General features: G+C 46.2%; 15 protein-coding genes, 1 tRNA gene and 3 pseudogenes. 4 read left to right on the top strand and 15 right to left on the bottom strand.

Annotated elements, in window-relative coordinates:
• Window positions 1–9: 9 nt before the first annotated feature.
• The 11 genes and pseudogenes from MP213Fo_RS14220 to MP213Fo_RS14270 all read right to left on the bottom strand — a co-directional run.
• Window positions 10–2,448, bottom strand: coding sequence for a fimbria/pilus outer membrane usher protein (locus MP213Fo_RS14220; RefSeq protein WP_421089607.1), 2,439 nt, complete (start codon window positions 2,446–2,448; stop codon window positions 10–12).
• Entirely contained in the window at window positions 2,411–3,079 is a 669-nt protein-coding gene (locus tag MP213Fo_RS14225) for a molecular chaperone (protein WP_421089608.1), read from the bottom strand. The genes MP213Fo_RS14220 and MP213Fo_RS14225 overlap by 38 nt, the downstream gene beginning before the upstream one ends.
• A 108-nt stretch (window positions 3,080–3,187) precedes the next feature.
• Complete coding sequence (locus MP213Fo_RS14230) at window positions 3,188–3,712, bottom strand: spore coat U domain-containing protein (protein ID WP_421089609.1); 525 nt, start codon at window positions 3,710–3,712, stop codon at window positions 3,188–3,190.
• Window positions 3,713–4,346: 634 nt separating this feature from the next.
• Window positions 4,347–4,883, bottom strand: a complete 537-nt coding sequence (locus tag MP213Fo_RS14235) for a spore coat U domain-containing protein (RefSeq protein WP_421089610.1) — start codon at window positions 4,881–4,883, stop codon at window positions 4,347–4,349.
• 497 nt (window positions 4,884–5,380) lie between these two features.
• The gene (locus MP213Fo_RS14240) at window positions 5,381–5,908 is read right to left on the bottom strand and encodes a spore coat U domain-containing protein (RefSeq protein ID WP_421089611.1); all 528 of its coding nucleotides are present in this window, start codon (window positions 5,906–5,908) and stop codon (window positions 5,381–5,383) included.
• 512 nt (window positions 5,909–6,420) lie between these two features.
• The gene (locus MP213Fo_RS14245) at window positions 6,421–6,945 is read right to left on the bottom strand and encodes a spore coat U domain-containing protein (protein ID WP_421089612.1); all 525 of its coding nucleotides are present in this window, start codon (window positions 6,943–6,945) and stop codon (window positions 6,421–6,423) included.
• A 494-nt stretch (window positions 6,946–7,439) separates the two neighbouring features.
• Complete coding sequence (locus MP213Fo_RS14250) at window positions 7,440–7,958, bottom strand: spore coat U domain-containing protein (RefSeq protein WP_421089613.1); 519 nt, start codon at window positions 7,956–7,958, stop codon at window positions 7,440–7,442.
• Window positions 7,959–9,301: 1,343 nt separating this feature from the next.
• On the bottom strand, window positions 9,302–10,039 hold the full coding sequence (locus tag MP213Fo_RS14255; protein ID WP_421089614.1) for a hypothetical protein: 738 nt from the start codon (window positions 10,037–10,039) through the stop codon (window positions 9,302–9,304).
• Between the two features lie 895 nt (window positions 10,040–10,934).
• A tRNA-Leu gene (locus tag MP213Fo_RS14260) sits at window positions 10,935–11,019 on the bottom strand.
• A gap of 264 nt (window positions 11,020–11,283) precedes the next feature.
• Window positions 11,284–11,514: pseudogene (locus MP213Fo_RS14265) on the bottom strand (patatin-like phospholipase family protein); the annotation flags it as partial.
• Window positions 11,515–11,591: 77 nt separating this feature from the next.
• Window positions 11,592–12,258, bottom strand: a pseudogene (locus MP213Fo_RS14270) (patatin-like phospholipase family protein); the annotation flags it as partial.
• 327 nt (window positions 12,259–12,585) lie between these two features.
• On the opposite strand from MP213Fo_RS14270, the gene MP213Fo_RS14275 reads away from it, so the two are divergent.
• A complete protein-coding gene (locus MP213Fo_RS14275; RefSeq protein ID WP_421089615.1) occupies window positions 12,586–13,263 on the top strand; it encodes an outer membrane protein in 678 nt (225 codons plus the stop codon).
• A 172-nt stretch (window positions 13,264–13,435) separates the two neighbouring features.
• On the opposite strand, the gene hisI is transcribed toward MP213Fo_RS14275, so the two are convergent.
• Both hisI and folE read right to left on the bottom strand, forming a co-directional pair.
• Window positions 13,436–13,846: a phosphoribosyl-AMP cyclohydrolase gene (hisI, locus tag MP213Fo_RS14280; protein ID WP_421089616.1), complete on the bottom strand. Its 411-nt coding sequence runs from the start codon at window positions 13,844–13,846 to the stop codon at window positions 13,436–13,438.
• Window positions 13,843–14,412 (bottom strand): annotated as a pseudogene (folE, locus tag MP213Fo_RS14285) (GTP cyclohydrolase I FolE); the annotation flags it as partial. The pseudogene folE and the gene hisI, both read right to left, overlap by 4 nt.
• A gap of 481 nt (window positions 14,413–14,893) precedes the next feature.
• On the opposite strand from folE, the gene MP213Fo_RS14290 reads away from it, so the two are divergent.
• From MP213Fo_RS14290 to thrS, 3 genes are all read left to right on the top strand, one after another.
• Window positions 14,894–15,337, top strand: a complete 444-nt coding sequence (locus MP213Fo_RS14290) for an iron-sulfur cluster assembly scaffold protein (protein WP_421089617.1) — start codon at window positions 14,894–14,896, stop codon at window positions 15,335–15,337.
• Window positions 15,338–15,340: 3 nt separating this feature from the next.
• The gene (gene yidD, locus MP213Fo_RS14295) at window positions 15,341–15,703 is read left to right on the top strand and encodes a membrane protein insertion efficiency factor YidD (RefSeq protein ID WP_421089618.1); all 363 of its coding nucleotides are present in this window, start codon (window positions 15,341–15,343) and stop codon (window positions 15,701–15,703) included.
• 339 nt (window positions 15,704–16,042) lie between these two features.
• Window positions 16,043–18,013 (top strand): threonine--tRNA ligase, encoded by a 1,971-nt coding sequence (thrS, locus tag MP213Fo_RS14300; RefSeq protein WP_421089619.1) that lies wholly within the window; start codon window positions 16,043–16,045, stop codon window positions 18,011–18,013.
• Window positions 18,014–18,089: 76 nt separating this feature from the next.
• On the opposite strand, the gene hspQ is transcribed toward thrS, so the two are convergent.
• Window positions 18,090–18,428, bottom strand: coding sequence for a heat shock protein HspQ (gene hspQ / locus MP213Fo_RS14305; protein ID WP_421089620.1), 339 nt, complete (start codon window positions 18,426–18,428; stop codon window positions 18,090–18,092).
• A gap of 15 nt (window positions 18,429–18,443) precedes the next feature.
• A complete protein-coding gene (locus tag MP213Fo_RS14310) occupies window positions 18,444–19,739 on the bottom strand; it encodes a UbiH/UbiF family hydroxylase (protein ID WP_421089621.1) in 1,296 nt (431 codons plus the stop codon).
• Window positions 19,740–19,813 lie beyond the last annotated feature (74 nt).

Raw genomic sequence — 19,813 nt, forward strand, 5'->3', positions numbered from 1 at the left:
TTCTCCGTTTCATTGACACAACACTCCGCCAATCTCCGGCGTGGTACCGGTCACAGGTTTGTAATCGAAACTGGCATGGCATGTGCCAAGCCCTTCCGGCAGCGTAACGGTCAAGTTATTTTTGGGTGACAGGTCTGTGAGCCATACCCGTCCGTCATACCCCATGACCGCAGGTTGATTGACACCCTCACGCAAGACTTCCGCCCCCACAGGCAAAGGCTTGCCTTCTGCATTTACTAATATGATAGTTGCAGCACTTATCCTTTTTGTTCCAAAATCAATAACAACACCTGAGCGATCAGCCGGAACAACAGTCGCCTGGGTGCTGTCCGACTGGAAATCAAATGGTAAATTCGTAGGATCAATAGAAACGGAATTGTTTTGATAGGCGTTCAAATCCGGAACGAACGCACGACCACTGCTATTTGTATTGGTGACATGACGGCCATTGATTGACACTTGCGTATTCGGGCCACCGCCCTTGACTATAGCAAAGGCATCACTCACCTGATTAACAAAAAATATACCTCCGCCTGCAATGACAAGAGCACCATCTGCGGTGGCAGTGATACGCCCCATATCACCGGACTGATCAACTGAACCGGAAAACTCACCGAAAGATGAGCGATAGTCAGCGCTAGCTGAGCGAGTGCCTCTGCCTTTTACATTTTCCCGGTCCTGTAATGACCAAGAAAGCGGATCTACGCCAAGTTGTGCGGATTTTGTTAAAGATGTGCTGACGCCATTATTATCAGCACTGATCGAAGCATTCATATTGTCGCCAATCGGAATGCTAAAGCCGGCAAAAACCCCATAATTATTTCGCTTATCGAGATCGGTGTAAGCAGTCGCATAAACAGAAGCCTTTTTGAAAATTCTTCTTGACCATGAAACATTCAAAAGGTTGGCATTATCATCTTCATCTGCGCCACGAACTCGGGAGTAATTAACGCCGAGCGAAGACGGATCAAAAAAGAGAGGAAGAGAAACGCCCACACTATCAATGCTGCGGGCACGAGCTGATACAGGTGCGGTTTCGCCATGCAGGCGGTCAACAACCAGACCAATATCATTATATTCACCAAAACTACGACTTGTGCTAAGATTGAGCGTGTAACCTTTGTAACCCGTTTCAAAGCTCACCGTTACTTTGCCGCCACTCTCAATATTTTCCGCGCCGCTGAAACGGTTGTCGAAACGACTGGCAGCTAATGCAGCGCTGAGTGATGCAAAAGACCCCAGGCTGGTGATGAAGCCGGCACCGCCATTGAGTAGCCCTCGTGTGGCTTCAAAGTGCCCCTCCGTGGTTAGCCAGTCTGTCAGACCGTAGCGCATGCTCAATGACCCTGCGAGATTTTGATCATACTCAAAAGAGCGGTCACCATAATCAAGACGAGGAAAGCCCAGCTCTGTCGAGAAATCGAAAATACCTTTACCCACCATATTGGGTCCATAATAATAAGCGTGATTGGTGCGGATTTCCCGGCCAAGCGCATCACGCATCACAATGCTCGCATCCCCGTTACCATAGAGAAAGGGAATGCCGCGAAGGTCGAACGGGCCGGCAGGGATGTTTCCTGAGAAGGTTTTGATATTATTCAAATAAAGATCAAGAGTTGAGGGTAGGGAGGCGCTGCCGGACAGGTTAGGAACCGGAGAGGTTATAAGGTCGGGGCGAATAGCGAAATTGCGCTTGAATTGAATGCCGCCGAACCGCCAGGATGAACTCCAGGGAAGACTGCCGGAAACGCTGTCACCTGCCTGATAGACCAGAGCTCTGTTAGGGTCTGTATAGCGCCATGCACTATCAAGGCGGGTTAACCTATTGCTGAAGTCATTTGTTTTGTCCACCCATGCGTCAAACTTACCAAGCGCAGAGGTTGAAGTGACACCGAAGGGGGACAAAAGCCGGGCATCGAAGCTACCGCTAAAAGCCCTATGGGAGCCGCCACCCCAGCCAGAAGCACCATAAAGAGTGTAATTAAGAAGAAAGCCTAAATTTGAGCGAACATTGGAAAAATCGATCGGTTTTCCGGTTGAGCCAATATCAATGTAATTCGGTATACGAGCGGAATCAGGTGCGGTAAAGAATATGAGCTGCCCGGCTTCATCATAGCGCCATGTGACGCCGGTTAGTGAATCGAGATTAATCAAACCATCAGCGCCAATCTTTCCGGACTTTGCTTTAATACCGGCAGTTTCCAAATCACCTGGAGTGGCTGCAAATTTACCGTTGGGTAAAGCCTTGAAGGCGGCCATCGCGTTTGTCGGCTGATCGTTGATAACGACCCCTAGCATCAGTGTTTGACCCAGTACAAGCGCTTGAACTGACTGGCTGGCGCTTGCTATTTCTTCAGCCGCTGAAACCCTGGTGTCTGCTAATAGCAGGCACCAGAAGATCAGGGCCAATTCAGCCGCCTGAGACCACGGCTGCCTGGTTAACGTCATAATCGTCTCCTTTGCTCGTGATGGTCACATGGCTGTTCGTCTGAATGGAGCCTGCATTGGTGGTCCAACTATTTGTGCTGCCTGGCAGCACGTAGCCATTAAGTCCCGCACCAAAATTGACATGCTTGCTAGGCGTTGCCACACTCAGATTGACAATTTTAGCATGACGATTACCGGTATTGGTTACTTCCACTTCCAGGTTTTTTCCTTTACGGAGCACCTTCCAATGCAGATTGGCGCTCGCAGAGGGGACGTTGAAAAACACCGGAATGGAATATTGCGTAGTAAAGCTAACCGACGAGGCGCGGCGACGGACATTGACTTCCGGCAGTTCATCAATCAGTAGCCGGTAGCTTTCTTCGCTTTTCTGGGCCGGCGTATTTAAGTGTGCTACGCGGATAGTGTAAGATTTACCCGGCGGCAGCGTTGCGGCGGGCGGACTGACAATGACCTCATTGGCCGGAGCCAGCTGGTCGATGCCGGCAATTTGCGTCCATTTAAAAGCGCGGATTTGAATATTGGTTGAGCCATTGGATTTGTTGCTAAGCGTCACGGATGATGTGCGGGCTGGCGCTGTGAGATCAAGGGAAATTGGCGACACCTGTAAAGATGCCGCCTGAGCGCTACTCACACACACCACCCCGTAGACAGCAGCCGCTAATACGGAAACTCTGAGCATATATATATATATCTTTCCGGGAGGGGAGCTAGGCTAGTTTAAGAGGAAGCCGTAACGCCGTTAAAAACGGAGCGTTACTTTTACTGTATCGGCATAGTCGCCAGAAGCGGGCGTCTTATCCATCTTTGGAACAGTGCCATAGACAGCCATTTCCTGCTCGGTACCATTGCCTGTATTTTTCAATGCAGTTTTGTCGTCAATATCAGGCCATGGAACTTTACGATCAGCATCCTGGTAAAGGCCATATGGTACCTTGGCATCTCCGCTAACCATCTGTCGTTGGAACGGAGCGCTGCCACCTGTCGGATTGGTACCGTTATCAAGGCCTAGCGTGTAAGCAGTACCACTGCTGCATTTGACTTTGATGCCAGAACCAGCGGCCGTTTGGGCATTAAGGTCTTTACTCAGATCATCTGCGCGTCCAAAGTCCAGAACGGAACCATCGCCGCTCGTTAATTGGCAAGCCGCTCCAATGGTAACCTTGACCGCTAACGAACCGGTCGCGTCCGTTGCATGAGAGGCCGACATTAAACCGGCAGACATCATGAGGCAGGTTACGCTTAATATGGTTTTTTTAGCATACATTATATTTTTCCTTTATAGAGTGCGTTTCTATGTTTGATATTGCAGTCTTCCCTTTCGGGCTGGTGAGGCCAGTACATATTTGCAACAAAGAATCCGCAGATACACAAAGCCAATTCAGATAAGAGAGTAAAAACAGCCAAGCTAAGAGAACAATCTCTTGTATCAAGCCAATTTTAGAGCTTTTACAGTATTGGAGTTTCAATTTTAGTTTAAGTTGCTTTATTTGATTTGGTGATAATATTTATAAATATATAATCTGAATCAGAAATTAAACATATATATTGTATATTGTTGCAAGTTATAATATGTATACATAGAGGTATTATTGTTATTTAGTGAATCGTTTAATATTAAATTAGTTTGTCTTGTAAGATAATCAATACCAATATTAATCCCACATTTAGTTGCTAGCTGTTTCATTGTTGGTGTTGTGATATTGCATGAAAAAATATTGGCTTCGGGTAAATCCCGTTTATAGTTCGCAAATAGCCAGCCAGATGGCTGTGCTTATTGCTGACCCAGCAAGGCAGTGAATGATTTCGCGTTATTAGGTAGGGGTGCTACTTAATACAATAATATACAATATCCCGACAGCAACCAGTAATATTGTCTATGTATATTTCCATAAGGTGCTCTAGAAGCGGAGCGTTACCTTTACGGTATCGGAATAGTTGCCTGAAGAGGGGGTATCTGTCTTCGGTATGACGCCATAGATAGGAATTTCTTGCTCGGTACCGTCACCTGTACCGTTAAATGTGCTTTTGGAGTCAAGGTCATACCATGGCTCTTGATGCTCAGCATCTCTGTAAAGGGAGTAGTAAAGAATATCAACGATAGGTGTAAGCGCCATCGCCCGCTGCATCTCATAGGGAGGGGGTAACTCATGCCCATGGAGACCTAAATTAAGGCCTATTTCATAGGCTATGCCATCACTGCATTTGACTTTGATACCAGATCCAGCGGGAGTTTCTGCATTCACGTCTGAACTCAGATCAGTCACGCTTCCAAAATCCAGAACGGAACCATTACCGCTTGTTAATGTGCAAGCCGCTCCAATAGTAAGTTTGGCCTTCAATGAACCAGTTACATCTGTTGCTGCATGAGATGTAGATATTAAACCGGCAGACATCATCAGGCAGGTTACACTTAATATGGTTTTTTTGGCGTACATTATGTTATTCCTTTATGGCGAGATTAATATTGTTACCTTGATAATTTTGACGCTATAAAGTTTATGGTAATTGTTTATTTTATTTAAATAGCAATATTTTAAAACCCTTATATAAAGAGGTAATTGTATATAGGTATGATATATATGTGTGTATTGTGATAATATTTTTATCCATGTTGAATCAGATGATATTAAATTATTTTATCTGGCGCCGTAATCAATACCAAGATTTCTCTCGCATTTAGTTGCCATTTCTTTCTTTGCACTGCCTCAGATTTTGCAGCAAAAAGATATTGCTGCGGATAAATGCCGCTTGGCAACCAACTAATGGTGGTATTTATTCAATATCTCTGGAAGGTTAGCTAGGACAGCTTCAGGGAATGAAGAAGTGTTCTAGAGCGGCTAACGTTCAGGTTGGATCGCAGCAATCGCTCTAGATTCTAGATTTATCGCATTGTCATACCTATAAAGTTGATTCAACTTGATAGTGAAATGCTCTAGAAGCGGAGTGTTACCTTTACGGTATCGGAATAGTTGCCTGAAGGAGGTGCATCTGACTTCGGTATGACGCCATAGACGGGAATTTCTTGCTCGGTACCATCACCCGTACCGTTAAATATATTTTTGTTGTCAAGATCAAACCATGGCTCTTTATGATCAGCATCTCTGTAGAGGTTGTAAAAAATCAATTGAGTACCATCTGGAGCAAGCATCCCACGCTGGATACCTAAGGGGTATTTCTGCCCATGGGCGCCGCCATCAAGGCCTATTTTATAGGCAATGCCATCACTGCATTTGACTTTGATGCCAGATCCAGCGGGAGTTTCGGCATTAACGGGTTTACTCAGATCAGCCACATTTCCAAAATCCAGAGCGGAACCATTGCCGCTTGTTAATGTGCAAGCCGCTCCAATACTAAGCTTGGCCTTCAATGAACCAGTTGCATCCGTTGCATGAGAGGTAGATATTAAACCAGCAGACATCATCAGCCAGGTTGCGCTTAAAATGGTTTTTTTGGCATACATTATGTTATTCCTTTATGGCGTGTTTGATATTGTCGCCTTGATAATGTTGGGCGTTAAAGTTTATTGTAAATGTTTAGTTTCTTTGAAGAGCAATATTTTAAAAAATATATGAAGAGGCAGTTATATATAGATTACATAATATATTTATGTTTTTGATATATATGTGTGTATTGTGATAATATTGTTATAAATGTTGAATCATTTAATATTAAATTATTTTATCTGGCGTAGTAATCAATACCAAGATTTCTCTCGCATTTAGTTGCCATTTCTTTCTTTGCACTGCCTCAGATTTTGCATCAAAAAAATATTACTGCGGATAAACACCGCTTGCAAACAACAGATGGTGGTACTTATCAATATCTTTGGAAGGTTAGCTGGAGCAGCTTCAGGAAAAGACGAGGTGTTCTAGAGCGGCTAACGTTCAGGTTGGATCGCAGCAATCGCTCAAGATTCTAGATTTATCGCATTGTCATACCTATAAACTTGATTCAACTTGATAGTGAAATGCTCTAGAAGCGGAGCGTTACTGTTACAGTATCGGCATAGTTGCCTGAAGGAGCCGCCGTGCCCGTTGGAAGGGTGCCGTAGACAGGGAATTCCTGCTCGGTACCATCACCTGTGCCTTTGACCACATTCTTGTGATCAATGCCTGGCCATTGCTCCTGACGTCGAGCATCTTGGTAAAGGGCATAAAGTATCAAGGTAGAAGATGGGCCGATCATATTCCGTTTGTACCCATAAGGAGCAGGCTCCCCATTGAGGCCACCATCAAAACCTATTTTATAGGGAGTGCCATTACTGCACTTGACTTTGATACCAGACCCAGTAGCTGTTTCGGCATTAACGAGTTTACTCAGATCAGCCACATTTCCAAAATCCAGAACGGAACCATTGCCGCTTGTTAATGTGCAAGCCGCTCCAATACCAAGCTTGGCCTTCAATGAACCAGTTGCATCTGTTGCATGAGATGTAGATATTAAACCGGCAGACATCATCAGGCAGGTTACGCTTAATATGGTTTTTTTGGCATACATTATGTTATTCCTTTATAGTGTGCTTGGTATTGTCACCTTGATAATGTTCTGCGTTAAATTTTATTGTAAATGTTTAGTTTATTTGAATAATGATATTTTAAAACATATGAAGAGGCAGTTATATATAGATACATAATATATCTATGTTTCTGATATATATGTGTGTGCTGTGATAATATTGTTATAAATGTTGAATCATTTAATATTAAATTATTTTAGCTTGCGCCGTAATCAATACCAAGGTTTCTCTCGCATTTAGTTGCCATTTCTTTCTTTGCGCTGCCTCAGATTTTGCATAAAAAAGATATTGTTGCAGATAAACACCGCTTAGTAACCAGAAGATGGTGGTACTTATTCAATATCTCTGGAAGGTTAGCTAGAACAGCTTCAGGAAAAGACGAGGTGTTCTAGAGAGTTTCACTATCAAACTGATAAGTATGACAATGCGAAAAGTTAAAATCGAAAGCTGCGTTCCAACCTGTTGGTTACCCGCCCTAGAACCGGAGCGTTACCTTTACAGTGTCGGTATAATCACCAGAGGAAGGCGTCGTATCCATCTTTGGAAGGGTGCCGAAAACAGAAAACTCCTGAAGGAAACTCGTGCCTATACCCTGGGGCACATTATCGTCGTCAACATCAGGCCATGGCTTAGTACGTTCAGCATCTTGGTAAAGGCCGTATGGTAGTTTGGTATTTCCATTCGTCATCTGCCGTTGGAACGGAGCGTCCCCACCTGTAGGATTGGTACCGTTATCAAGACCCACTTTGAAAGCAATACCTTTGTTACATCGCACTATGATGCCATCAAGAATGGGCGTTTCCGCAGTAATGTCTTTACTTAGATCATCAGTGTGCCCAAAATCCAGAACCGCTCCATCATGTAATATGCAAGCCTCTCCAATAGCAAGCTTGGCTCGTAATGAACCAGTTACATCTGTTGCATGAGAGGTTGATGTTAAACCAGTAGATATAATCAGGCAGGTCACGCTCAATATGGTTTTTTTGAAATGCATTATATTTTCCGTTGTAGAGTGTGTTCCTATACTTGCTAGCGGTGAAGGCTAGTACATATTGGCAAGATCTGTTTAAGGGCGTATCTTATCGTTAGTATTCGTCATGTGGAATAATCGTATTCCTGCGATATATAGTATATATGTTGGAATAATATTGATGTGACTTTTGAATCAGGTACTATTAAATTAGTTTGTCTTATATAACAATCAATTCCAATTAAAGCCCCGTATTTATTTGCTAGTTGTTTCATGCTATTTTGAAGGTTTGCTGGTGAATTCATCTGATCATTATCAACTATAATGTTGCTGGCTTGCCGCCGACTCGATGATCTGGTCACACTCAAAATGATCCGCTCTTTTGATAAAGAAAATCCACTTTAATGCCTAAGTCTTAGTGGTTTAAATTTTCAAATACACGCAAGAACCGCAATGGCAATCCGTCCGCCACGCCAACGGCCCTAGTTCTGACATTTTGCAGTTAGAGAAAACATAATCTAAAGCCCCGTGTTTTCTGCATGTCGTTAACGCATCTCCTAAGTGCGTGCACAATTTGTCGATGCGCCAAATCTCAGATTGCTTGGAAATACAATAATGTTTGGTAATAGGAGGGCGCGCTCTATTTCGATTAAGCTCTCCATTGCTCGTAGATGCTATGCAAATCAAAGCGGTATAAGTCCACTAGCGTTTGAAGGGATACTGGAGTTAAGGCGTAGGCGGTTCAAAATTGTTGCAAGTCCGGTTCACCAGCTATTAGAGCCATGTTCATTCATGGGGTTATCAATCTCTGCCGGTCGTTTACATTGATAACAATACACATTGGTTCGGCTTTAGGCCGGATTTAATTGGTAACATTAGCGAGGAGACAGGCCATGATGTTCGGGAAAGTTGATGGCGAGGTAGAGCAGCCCGGTGCACTACCGATATATTCCCAGCTCAAACATCCGGCGGTGGCTCGGCCAGCTATTATGAGCTGCCGCAACAAGCCATAGAGTTAAATGACATGATTGAACATATGGGCATGTCGTTTGCTCTGGGCGATACCTTTAAGGCCTGTTATCGCTTTGCGGGGAAGACGCCGCTAGAGCGGGTAACGCTCAGATTGGATCGCAGTGCTCGCTCTAGATTTTAGATTTATCGCATTGTCATACCTATCAAGCTGATTCAACTTGATAGTGAAATGCTCTAGCAGAGTGTATGACCTAAACAAGAACTTTTATTTTGCGGAGCGGTAAATGCGAGAGAAGCCGAATAAACGACAAAAGCCCTGCCTTTCAGTACGGCTTTTGTTTGTAAATTAACCATACGAAGTGGGGGCAGTTATTTCACTAAGTATTAGGACGCATTTAATCGAGTTCGATAACTTCAGCCGTACCGAGTAAAATCGGCTTTGCTAATATCCGATACATATCAGCATCGAAAAGAGTGTCTGGGTTTAAGGTGTAATTTTTCAACCCGCGCTCTGACTTGTAGCTGCCATGATATCGCCAGTTAAATAGGACATGAAATTGTTTTAAACGGCCAAAACTTTCCTTTAAGGCAATGGCTCCAGCATAGGGCCATGCAGTAATTTTGTATTCATATAGAGCTGTATGTAGACGTAGATTATGTTGTGCCATATCTTCTTGGCCGCAACATGCACCAGCACATTTATTAATGGCTGATCTAAAGCAGCCTTTGCCTTTTGTCTGAGGCTCGAAGCCCATTACGCTAAGGCATAGCCTATATTCATCAGCTAACTGGCGCAGCCGTTCTCTGGCGGAGTATTGGTTCTTAAATAAGCCGTAGATATTATCAAACGGCTCTTTGGAGATCTCGTCTGTGTATAGGATACGCACGCCTGTTTCATTCAATACGAAGGAGCATGTATCTTTTGTTTTACGCAGGCGTCGATTATACAGCGGTTGCTGTTGCTTTATCATCTGCGCTTCAAGAAGTAGCGCACTTATTTCACCTGCTGTAGGGATGTAGCTGATATGAGATGTTTGCTTTAGTAGCCGCGCTTCTTTGGGAGTCCGCAAATGCGAGAGCAGACGCGCCCTAATATTTATGCTTTTGCCGATATAGAGCGGATAGCGGTTCATGTTTCCATGGAGCGTATAGACCCCCGGTACCTGCGGAGACGCTAACACTTGCTCTCGCAATGTGGTGGGGTACTGATACAGTATATCATCTAGCTCGTTTTTTTGCGAGGGGAGATGGTGAGGGAACATTAGTCTAAATATCTCGAAATCTAATGCGTTTAATATTATTGAGCTGGGTTAGTACGATCTAATTATGGCATCTTTATCAATATACCTCCTTTTCAGCATCCTCTTTATATTCACAGTAGAAGAGTAGTTGCCCGTATCGCCTCTTGAAGCTGTACATGTCCCATGCTTACAATCTAGATTCAGACAGTAATGTTCGAACATACCCTTTGATGCCCGGTGTTTTTGCTCACCATTCATCATTGGCAGATGCCACAAATGGAACTAGACTCTCGGTAAATATAATAGTCACCTTGTGGATCAGTTTTTCCATGAAATACGCCCAACTTGTTTGCTTCTCGATCCCGCATTCTCTGCATCGTAAGATGTCTATCGCATTGCTGCTATAGGCTTGCGAAGAGGCCGTCAAAGTCTAAATACAGTCTTTCAATCGTCTCTGGCTTACGCATGGCACAACAAATCCGTGGCGCATCTTATGCGTAAATAATATTTTGTTCGTGATCCTGCGACTCTTGCTCTTTAAACGTTCCGTAAAAGAGTGAAGTTAATAGTAGAATCTTTATCCAAAAACAGGTTTTAAGCGGCGAGTCCATATAGAGGCCGAAGCAAGCGCGCCAGAGATTGGCGAGTAGCCTAAACGACAAAAGCCCCGCCGATTAGGGCAGGGCTTTTTGTAGTATTTTGTCATGACGAATGTAACATTTAGTGTCGCACCGACAAACAAAAACTTGAGGGTAAAGTCAACAAATTCAATCACTTGGAAAGTGAATGGTGCGGTCGAGAAGACTCGAACTTCCACGGGTTGCCCCACAGCGACCTCAACGCTGCGCGTCTACCAATTCCGCCACGACCGCACTGTGTGGTAGAAACCGAATTGCTTCGGTGACCGCGATTTAGCAAATCACTATCAGGGTGACAAGCCAAATTATTCGATTCATTGCATTTTTTTAAAAATAACCCACAGGAGCCCGGATTATCCACCAAAACAGGGCTTTCAAAATCAGTTTTAAGAAGCTGCTGACTATTGTTTTCGCTTCTGTGATGTTTTGGAGGGTAGAATTGGCTCTACTTTCCGTTGATTCATCAATGAGATTCGCATCCGAAGGCGATTCTGATCACTAAAAAGCAGTTCTCTGCAGCCGCTCGATGTTTTCCAGCTGTTTGAGCGTTTCCTGATAGCCAATTTCTATTGTTTCAGCCGCACGATGAAACTCGGTTAAGCCAATGTGGCCAATGCTCGGCATTAAAACAAAGTCTGGCGGGTCGCCTGCCATGCGTGTGCGGGAAATTCTGTCTTGTATAATGTTAAAGGCATCCATCATTACACCGGTAATCCCCAGGCGCGATTCCTGACTGATATTATAATCTGTGGTCGTCGACAGGGCATCATCCGCTCCGGTGTGTAGCGGGTTCGTTTGTGAGGGGCGGGCATATTTTACCACTGCGGCTCGGCCAAACTGATCATAATTGAGATTAACCGCCAGAACGAGCTGTTGCTCATAGCTACGGCAAACTGAAACCGGTACCGGATTAACAAGTGCACCATCAACCAGTAGGCGGCGATCAAAGCGAATTGGTTCAAAAACGCCCGGCAAGGCATAAGACGCGCGCATCGCCATAATCAATGAGCCGGTAGAGATCCAGATCTCATGGCCGGTGCGCAATTCGGTGGCTACTGCAACATAAGGGCAGGGCAGGTCATCGATCGTTAGGCCATCAAGATGCTGATGCAATTTATGGTCAAGCTTCATACCCCCGAATAGGCCGTTACCGCGCAGGGTAAAGTCCATAAGACCAAAGAGGCGTCTGCGCGTGAGTGATCGTGCGAATTCTTCCAGCTCGTCGAGCTTGCCTGCAAGATAGCAGCCGCCAACCAATGCGCCGATAGATGTGCCTGCAATCATTGAGATTCCGATATTGGCCTCATCCAATGCCCGTAATACCCCAATATGAGCCCAGCCTCGTGCAGAGCCGCCGCCAAGAGCAAGGGCGATTGGTTGCGGCGGTTTGATAGGGGCGGGCATCGCCGGTTCAGGAGCCGCAGAGGTGGAGGTATTATGAGAGGCGCGGCGGCGTGGTACCCATGACAACATGCAAAGCTCCTGAATATTCCGAATGGCAGGAATATATTACAGGAGGAGCTTAACATGAACTATGGCTTTCCTGCGTATGGTACTAAAGAAAATTTTGCTCACGATTTTGTGTGCTCTTAAAGATGCACATAAGCAAACATGTTGTTAACTACTTGTTTACAAGTTGATATTTTGTTTTTTCTTAAATATTTATCACTTTGCTAAATTATGTATTTTAATAAAAAGGTAACCATATATTATACGGAGTTAATGTGTTGCATAATGGTTACATCATTTTTCACTAATTGATGTACAACAAGGGCAAGCAAAAATTAAATGAGGTACATCATGTTCAATAAAGTTATCCTCGCTGCCTCTGCAGCTGTTCTGTTCTCCGGTACTGCAATGGCTGCTGATGCTATCGTATACAGCGAGCCGGCTCCGGTTGTTGTAGCGAACACATTCAGCTGGGAAGGTGCCTATGTTGGTGTGAATGCTGGCTACGGCTTCGGCAAGATGAAAGAAGAAGACGTAAGCGTTAAACCACGTGGCTTTGTTGGTGGTGTTCAGGCTGGTTACAACTGGCAGTTCGACCAGATCGTTGCTGGTATCGAAGCTGACTTCCAGGGCTCGACCATGAAAAAAGGCGTTAGCTTTTATGATGAAGACGGCGTTTACGAAGGCGACGTAAAGGGCAAAATCCAGTGGTTCGGTACAGTTCGCGGTCGCTTGGGCGGCAACATTGCTGAACGTACAATGCTCTACGGTACAGCTGGTCTTGCTTATGGTAAAGTTAAAATCGAAGGTTATGATGCAGAACTTGATGTGTATGATAGCGCATCCAAGACCCGCGCTGGCTGGACAGCTGGTGCCGGTATTGAACATGCAGTTACAGACAATGTAACTTTGAAGACCGAATACCTCTACACAGATCTCGGCAAAGTTAAGTTCCGTGATGAAGGTGATGTTGCTAAAGTTAAAACCAACTTCCACACTGTACGCGTTGGTTTGAACTACAAGTTCTAATAATCTGACGTAAGGTGGATGAAGGACGCCTTTCTGTCTTTAAAGATTTCTTTCGCTTGTCATTGATGAGCGAAAGAGCTGTCCTCCAGACAAAAAACCCTGCACAATAATCATTGTGCAGGGTTTTTGTCTTTTAAATTTATATGATAAAATTTTTATGTAATACCTTGTTTTATTTTATTAAAACTGCGTTGCCATTGTCATTTTTTACAATGCGGTAGAAGCATGAGTGGCGATCTGTATGACAGGTAGGGCCATTGCCGGCCACATTAACCTTAAGCCATAATGCATCCTGATCGCAATCGGTGCGCATTTCCACAACACTTTGTAAGTTGCCTGAGGTTTCGCCTTTTTTCCAAAGGCTCTGGCGTGAGCGTGACCAGTAATGGGCGATGCCGGTTTCCAGTGTCAGGCGCAGCGCTTGTTCGTTCATATGCGCTACCATTAGCAACTCACCATCATCGGCATTGGTTACCACAGTAGTGATCAGGCCATTGCTGTCAAAGCGCGGAGCGAAGGCGCCGCCTTCCTCCGTGCTGAATTTGTCGGTTTGTTTTGCAAATTCACCAAGTTTGACGCTCATGATCCGCTCCGCAACATGGTCATAAAACGTACCTGCTGGTTTACATCATTATCAAAGGCACCGGTGAAAGTGCTGGTTATGGTCGTGGAGCCTTGCTTGCGAATACCGCGCATGGCCATGCACATATGCTCTGCCTCAATTAGCACCGCTACGCCTAAGGGATTCAGAATATTCTGAATGCTATGGGCGACCTGCGCTGTCATGCTCTCCTGCGTTTGCAGGCGATGGGCAAACATATCAACCACGCGGGCAATTTTCGACAGGCCGACAACGGCGCCATTTGGCAGATAGCCGACATGGGCTTTGCCGATAATCGGCACCATGTGATGCTCGCAATGGGAGTGAAATGAAATATCCCGGATGATAACCATATCATTATAGCCGGAGACTTCTTCAAACACAGTTCCCAGCTCTTCTTCAGGTGATTGCTGGTAGCCTGAAAACAGCTCTTTATAGGCTTTGGCAACACGTTTTGGTGTTTCCAGCAGGCCCTCGCGGGACGGGTCTTCGCCCATCCACAGCAGCAAAGTATTTACTGCGGCTTCAGCTTCTGCTTGAGTTGGCCGGATCAGAGGTTGTTTGATACCTGATACGGCATCAGAAGTGTGCTTGTTCATATCGAGCTCCCGTAGTCCCCCTCACAGGAGGGACGAGTTAACGGACACTGTTACGAAGCTTGCTCAGCCGGTGAGATTTTGCAGTTGCCTGATAAGGCAATGTGCAAAACAGAGCACTTTAAGCTGAATGCTTGGCAGTTATGTCTGGCATATGCAGAATTTGGCCCTTAGCCTGATCTGCGAATTCATGAATCTGCATACAAAAATGTTTCAATGCGGCAGATACAAGGTCTATATAAAGTAAGTAAGCGATATTAAAAGGGTAAACATCACCGTTTTATGTCGTATTAGAGTTGGTTTGATCCTAATAATAACTTGAAATAGCATATTTATCTTACTATCTGAATTAATGTTATTTTATAAAGATATTCCGGTTTAATTGCTACCGTAAATTCTTGCCTTAAACTGTGATATTAAAAGGAGAATCCGGTTGATCAATGATATGTATAATGCCCGGATTCTTGAACTTGCCGGCAATATTCCGCATCTTGGCAGGCTTGCTACGCCGGATGCCACGGCAAAAGTGCATTCCAAACTTTGCGGATCTACCATCATTGTTGATCTGAAAATGACCGATGGTGTGGTGAGCGAGTTTGCTCATGAGGTTAAAGCCTGTGCTCTAGGGCAGGCGACCTCGGCGGTTATGGCGCAAAATATCATCGGCGCAACCGAGGCCGAGTTGCGTTTGGTACGTGATGAAATGATTGCAATGTTGAAAGCGGATGGTGCGCCGCCACTGGGGCGCTTTAGCGAGCTGAAATTCTTTGAGCCGGTGCGTGATTATAAAGCGCGCCATGCCTCGACATTGCTTACCTTTGATGCGGTGGTGGATTGTCTTGATCAGATTGCTGCCAAACAAGCGGCGGCCGAATAATACATGTGCTCAACACCACCCGTTAAGCCCGATAAAAAGCGACCCTATAGTCGTAATTATCAAGGCGTGTGGTCAAAAACGCCCGGACGGTTGTTTGGCACCGGCTTCATTCGCCTTTATCAGCTGACTTTATCGGGTTTTATCGGCAATTCCTGCCGACACCTGCCCACCTGTTCTGAATATGCTTATGAAGCAATTGCACGTTACGGTTTATGGAGCGGTGGCTGGATGGGGCTGTTTCGGGTGATGCGCTGCGGGCCTTTTGGAACCTGCGGCATTGATCGGGTGCCTGTTGCGCTGGAAACCCGCTATAAATGGTATTTTCCGTGGCGTTACTGGCACATTTCAGCAGCAAAACCGGAATAGAGGCACCTAGAGCATTTCGCTATCAACTTGATAGTGAAATGCGAAATTCTAAAATCTAGAGCGAGCGCTGCGATCCAACCTGAGCGTTATCCGCTCTAGCGCAGTTTCAGGAAAAACGGGAGCCGGTTTTCCGTCCGAACTTGCGTTTAACTAACATTTAGAGCGGTTTTCCTGCTTCAAAGAAAAGTAAAAATGCTCTAGTGGTTTATTTCCCCGTTTAGATTGATTATAGAAACCATGCTTGCCGCAACTGCACCCTGTTTTGCAGGCGTTTGAGCATAATGAAAACTTTACCAAGCAACCACCCGCAATCGTTGGCGGGACTGGATGAGGAAGACAATGTCTGATTTGATTACTCTCGAATTTCCCGATGGCACACAGCGCGACTATGATCCGGCCATGACCGGTATGGCGCTTGCCGAATCCATTTCCAAATCACTGGCCAAGAAGTCTGTTGCTTATGCGGTGGATGGCACTGTGCGTGATTTGTCCGAGCCGCTGGGCGCATCAGGCAAAGTCGAGATTCTCACACGTGAAGATCCGCGTGCACTGGAGTTGATCCGTCACGATTGTGCTCACGTTTTGGCTGAGGCTGTGCAGGAGCTGTTTCCCGGCACACAGGTAACCATTGGACCTGTGATCGAAAACGGTTTCTACTATGATTTTGCACGTAATGAGCCTTTCACATCCGATGACCTGCCGGTTATCGAAAAAAAGATGCGTGAGATCATTGGCCGTAACAAATCCTTCACCCGTGAAGTATGGTCACGCGACAAAGCCAAGCAGGTTTTTACCGATAAAGGTGAGGCCTATAAGGTTGAGCTGATTGACGCGATTCCTGAAGGTCAGGACCTCAAGATTTATTATCAGGGCGATTGGTTTGATTTGTGCCGCGGGCCGCATATGGCTTCCACAGGGCAGGTCGGTACTGCTTTTAAACTGATGAAGGTTGCCGGCGCCTATTGGCGCGGTGATAGCAATAATCCGATGCTGACCCGTATCTATGGTACAGCTTTCGCCAATGATGCTGACCTGCAGCAATATCTGACAATGCTGGAAGAGGCTGAAAAGCGCGATCACCGCCGCCTTGGTCGCGAAATGGATCTGTTCCATTTTCAGGAAGAAGGTCCGGGCGTTGTATTTTGGCATGCCAAGGGCTGGCGTATGTTCCAGAGCCTTGTGAGCTATATGCGTCGCCGGCTTGATGATCATGGCTATCAGGAAGTGAATGCGCCGCAGGTTCTGGATAAATCTCTTTGGGAAACATCCGGTCACTGGGGTTGGTATAAAGAAAACATGTTCAAGGCTTTGCCTGCCGGCGAAGATACTGATGATGAGCGTGTTTTCGCGCTGAAACCAATGAACTGTCCAGGCCATGTGCAGATTTTCAAACATGGTTTGAAATCCTATCGCGATCTGCCGATCAAAATGGCAGAATTCGGTAATGTGCATCGCTATGAGCCATCCGGTTCACTGCATGGTCTGATGCGTGTGCGCGGCTTTACGCAAGATGATGCGCATATCTTCTGTACTGATGAGCAGATGGCGGATGAGTGCCTGCGCATTAACGATCTGATCCTCTCAACCTATGCCGATTTCGGCTTTGGCGAGATTACAGTGAAGCTCTCAACCCGTCCTGAAAAGCGTGTTGGCGATGATGCTCTGTGGGATCGTGCTGAAAGCGTGATGGGCGAAGTGCTCAAGACAATTGAAGCCAATTCCGGTGGCCGTATCAAAACGGGTATTTTGCCGGGCGAAGGTGCGTTTTACGGGCCTAAGTTCGAATATACTCTGAAAGATGCGATTGGTCGTGAATGGCAGTGCGGTACCACGCAGGTCGACTTTAACCTGCCGGAACGTTTCGGTGCCTTCTATATCGACAACAACTCCGAGAAGAAACAGCCGGTTATGATCCACCGGGCTATTTGCGGCTCCATGGAACGTTTCCTCGGCATTCTGATCGAGAACTTCGCCGGTCATATGCCGCTGTGGTTCGCGCCAATTCAAGTGGTTGTGGCAACGATTACTTCTGAAGCGGATGATTATGGCCGTGAAGTTGCTGCTCTTATGAAGAAAGCCGGTTTGCAGGTCACAACCGATTTCCGCAACGAGAAAATCAACTACAAGGTACGTGAGCATTCCCTGCAAAAAGTACCGGTCATTATCGTTCTCGGCAAGCGTGAAGCAGAAGAACGCACTGTGAATGTGCGTCGTCTTGGTTCGCGCGATCAGACCCCGATGGGGCTTGATGAGGTGATTAGCACATTGCGTGAAGAGGCGACGCCGCCGGATCTTCGCCGCGCACAGTAAAGACAATAAAGGCCGGAGTGATCCGGCCTTTATCTTTTTATTACAATGATTTATGATTAAAAATTAATGTTTTAAACTAATTCAATGGCTCGCCAATAAACAGATATTCGCCTTGGGCGCTGATATCGAAATAGTCTTTAAGCATCGGGTGGCGCAGCGGTTCCATACTCTCATCGGCTTCAAGATTTTGCTCTGAAACATAAGCGACATAATCTGCTTCATCACTTTCTGCCAGCACGTGATAAAACGGCTGCTCACGCATCGGCCGCAAAGCTTCCGGAATGGCCATATACCATTCTTCCGTATTGTCGAATTCCGGATCAACATCAAAAATAATGCCACGAAACGACAGCAAGCGATGTTTTACCACCTGTCCGATCTGAAAGCGCGCATATTTTATTGCAAAGTCACTCATCGTCATCCGTACTTATTATTTGCTGTCATAGTTGCTGGTTTCAGCCACAGAGGTTGTTTTGCTGCTGCCGAATGATGGCAACAGAGCTTTAAAGCCACCGCCAGGGCGCAGCCCTTCACGCATGAAGAAAGAGCGCAATGGCGCGAGCTTGCGCAGAACTTCCAGACCTGTGCCGCGTATGAGTTGTGCTGGCAAAAAGTCTGAGAGTAAAGTGCGGTTTAAAACGTCAACAGAGCCGGTGCGCGCCAGAATATCCGGACGGCGGCCGCTGTCATAGGCACGGATTACGCGATCTGAACCGGCATCATTATCATCACCGGCCTTCATGCCTTTGGTAATAGCGCTGATCAGGGTTTCCACATCACGGGTACCAAGATTTAAGCCCTGCGCACCGATGGGCGGAAACACATGGGCAGCCTCACCAATCAGAATGGTACGTTTGGCAGCAAATTTCAACGGTACTAAGCCCGAGAGCGGCCATGCCTGTTGTTTGGTTTCAACGGTGAGTGCGCCCAGCATCGATTGCATGCGGATTTCAATCTCATGGCCAAGTGCCTCGGTGTCGAGCTCCATCAAAGCTTTGGCACGCAACGGATTGGCAACCCAGACCAGACTAGAGCGGTTGCCGGGCAAAGGCACCTGCGTGAAGGGGCCATCTTCGGTGTGAAATTCTGTGGAAGAATTGAGATGCGGTACTTTATGACTGAAAGAGCAGACAACAGCCGTTTGCGGATAACTCCAGCGGCGGGTTTTAATACCGGCCGCATCTCGGGCAAGGCTGTTACGGCCATCGGCTGCCACGATCAGAGAGGTTTCAACCTGTTGTCCATCGCTGAAAGTTACCGTTACAGCGGTATCACTGTGCAGATATTCTGTAGCATTGGCATATTGGCGGGCAATACGCGGATGGGCGGTCACGGCCTCATGTAAAACACGGTTCAAAACCAGATTGGGTATATTGTAACCGAAGGCTTCTTCACCGATTTCAGCAGCGCGAAAAGTAACCGCAGGGCTGCGGATCAGGCGTCTCGTGCCATCCACAATGCGCATTGAGGCAAGCGGGGCTGTATCAGGGCGAATGGTTTGCCAAATGCCTAAACTATCGAGATATTCAATCGCAGGCATCATCAGAGCTGTGGTGCGGCGGTCATCCTGATCGCTGATCGGGCCTGCCAGCAACACGTCTTGTCCGGCCTGCGCTAAAGCCAGCGCGGCAATCATGCCCGCAGGACCGCTGCCACTGACAAGAATTCTTGAATTACTGACAGCTATATTGAAATCTGAACCGTGAGAGGAACCAAAACCTGACATGACATACCTCTTTAATCAAAGCCGTGAACGGGATATGTTGAAGCCGCCCGAGACATCTGCTTCCAAGACGTCTG

Origin of the sequence: Pseudochrobactrum mosebachae, from assembly GCF_048914685.1 — a bacterium.
GTDB lineage: Bacteria > Pseudomonadota > Alphaproteobacteria > Rhizobiales > Rhizobiaceae > Pseudochrobactrum.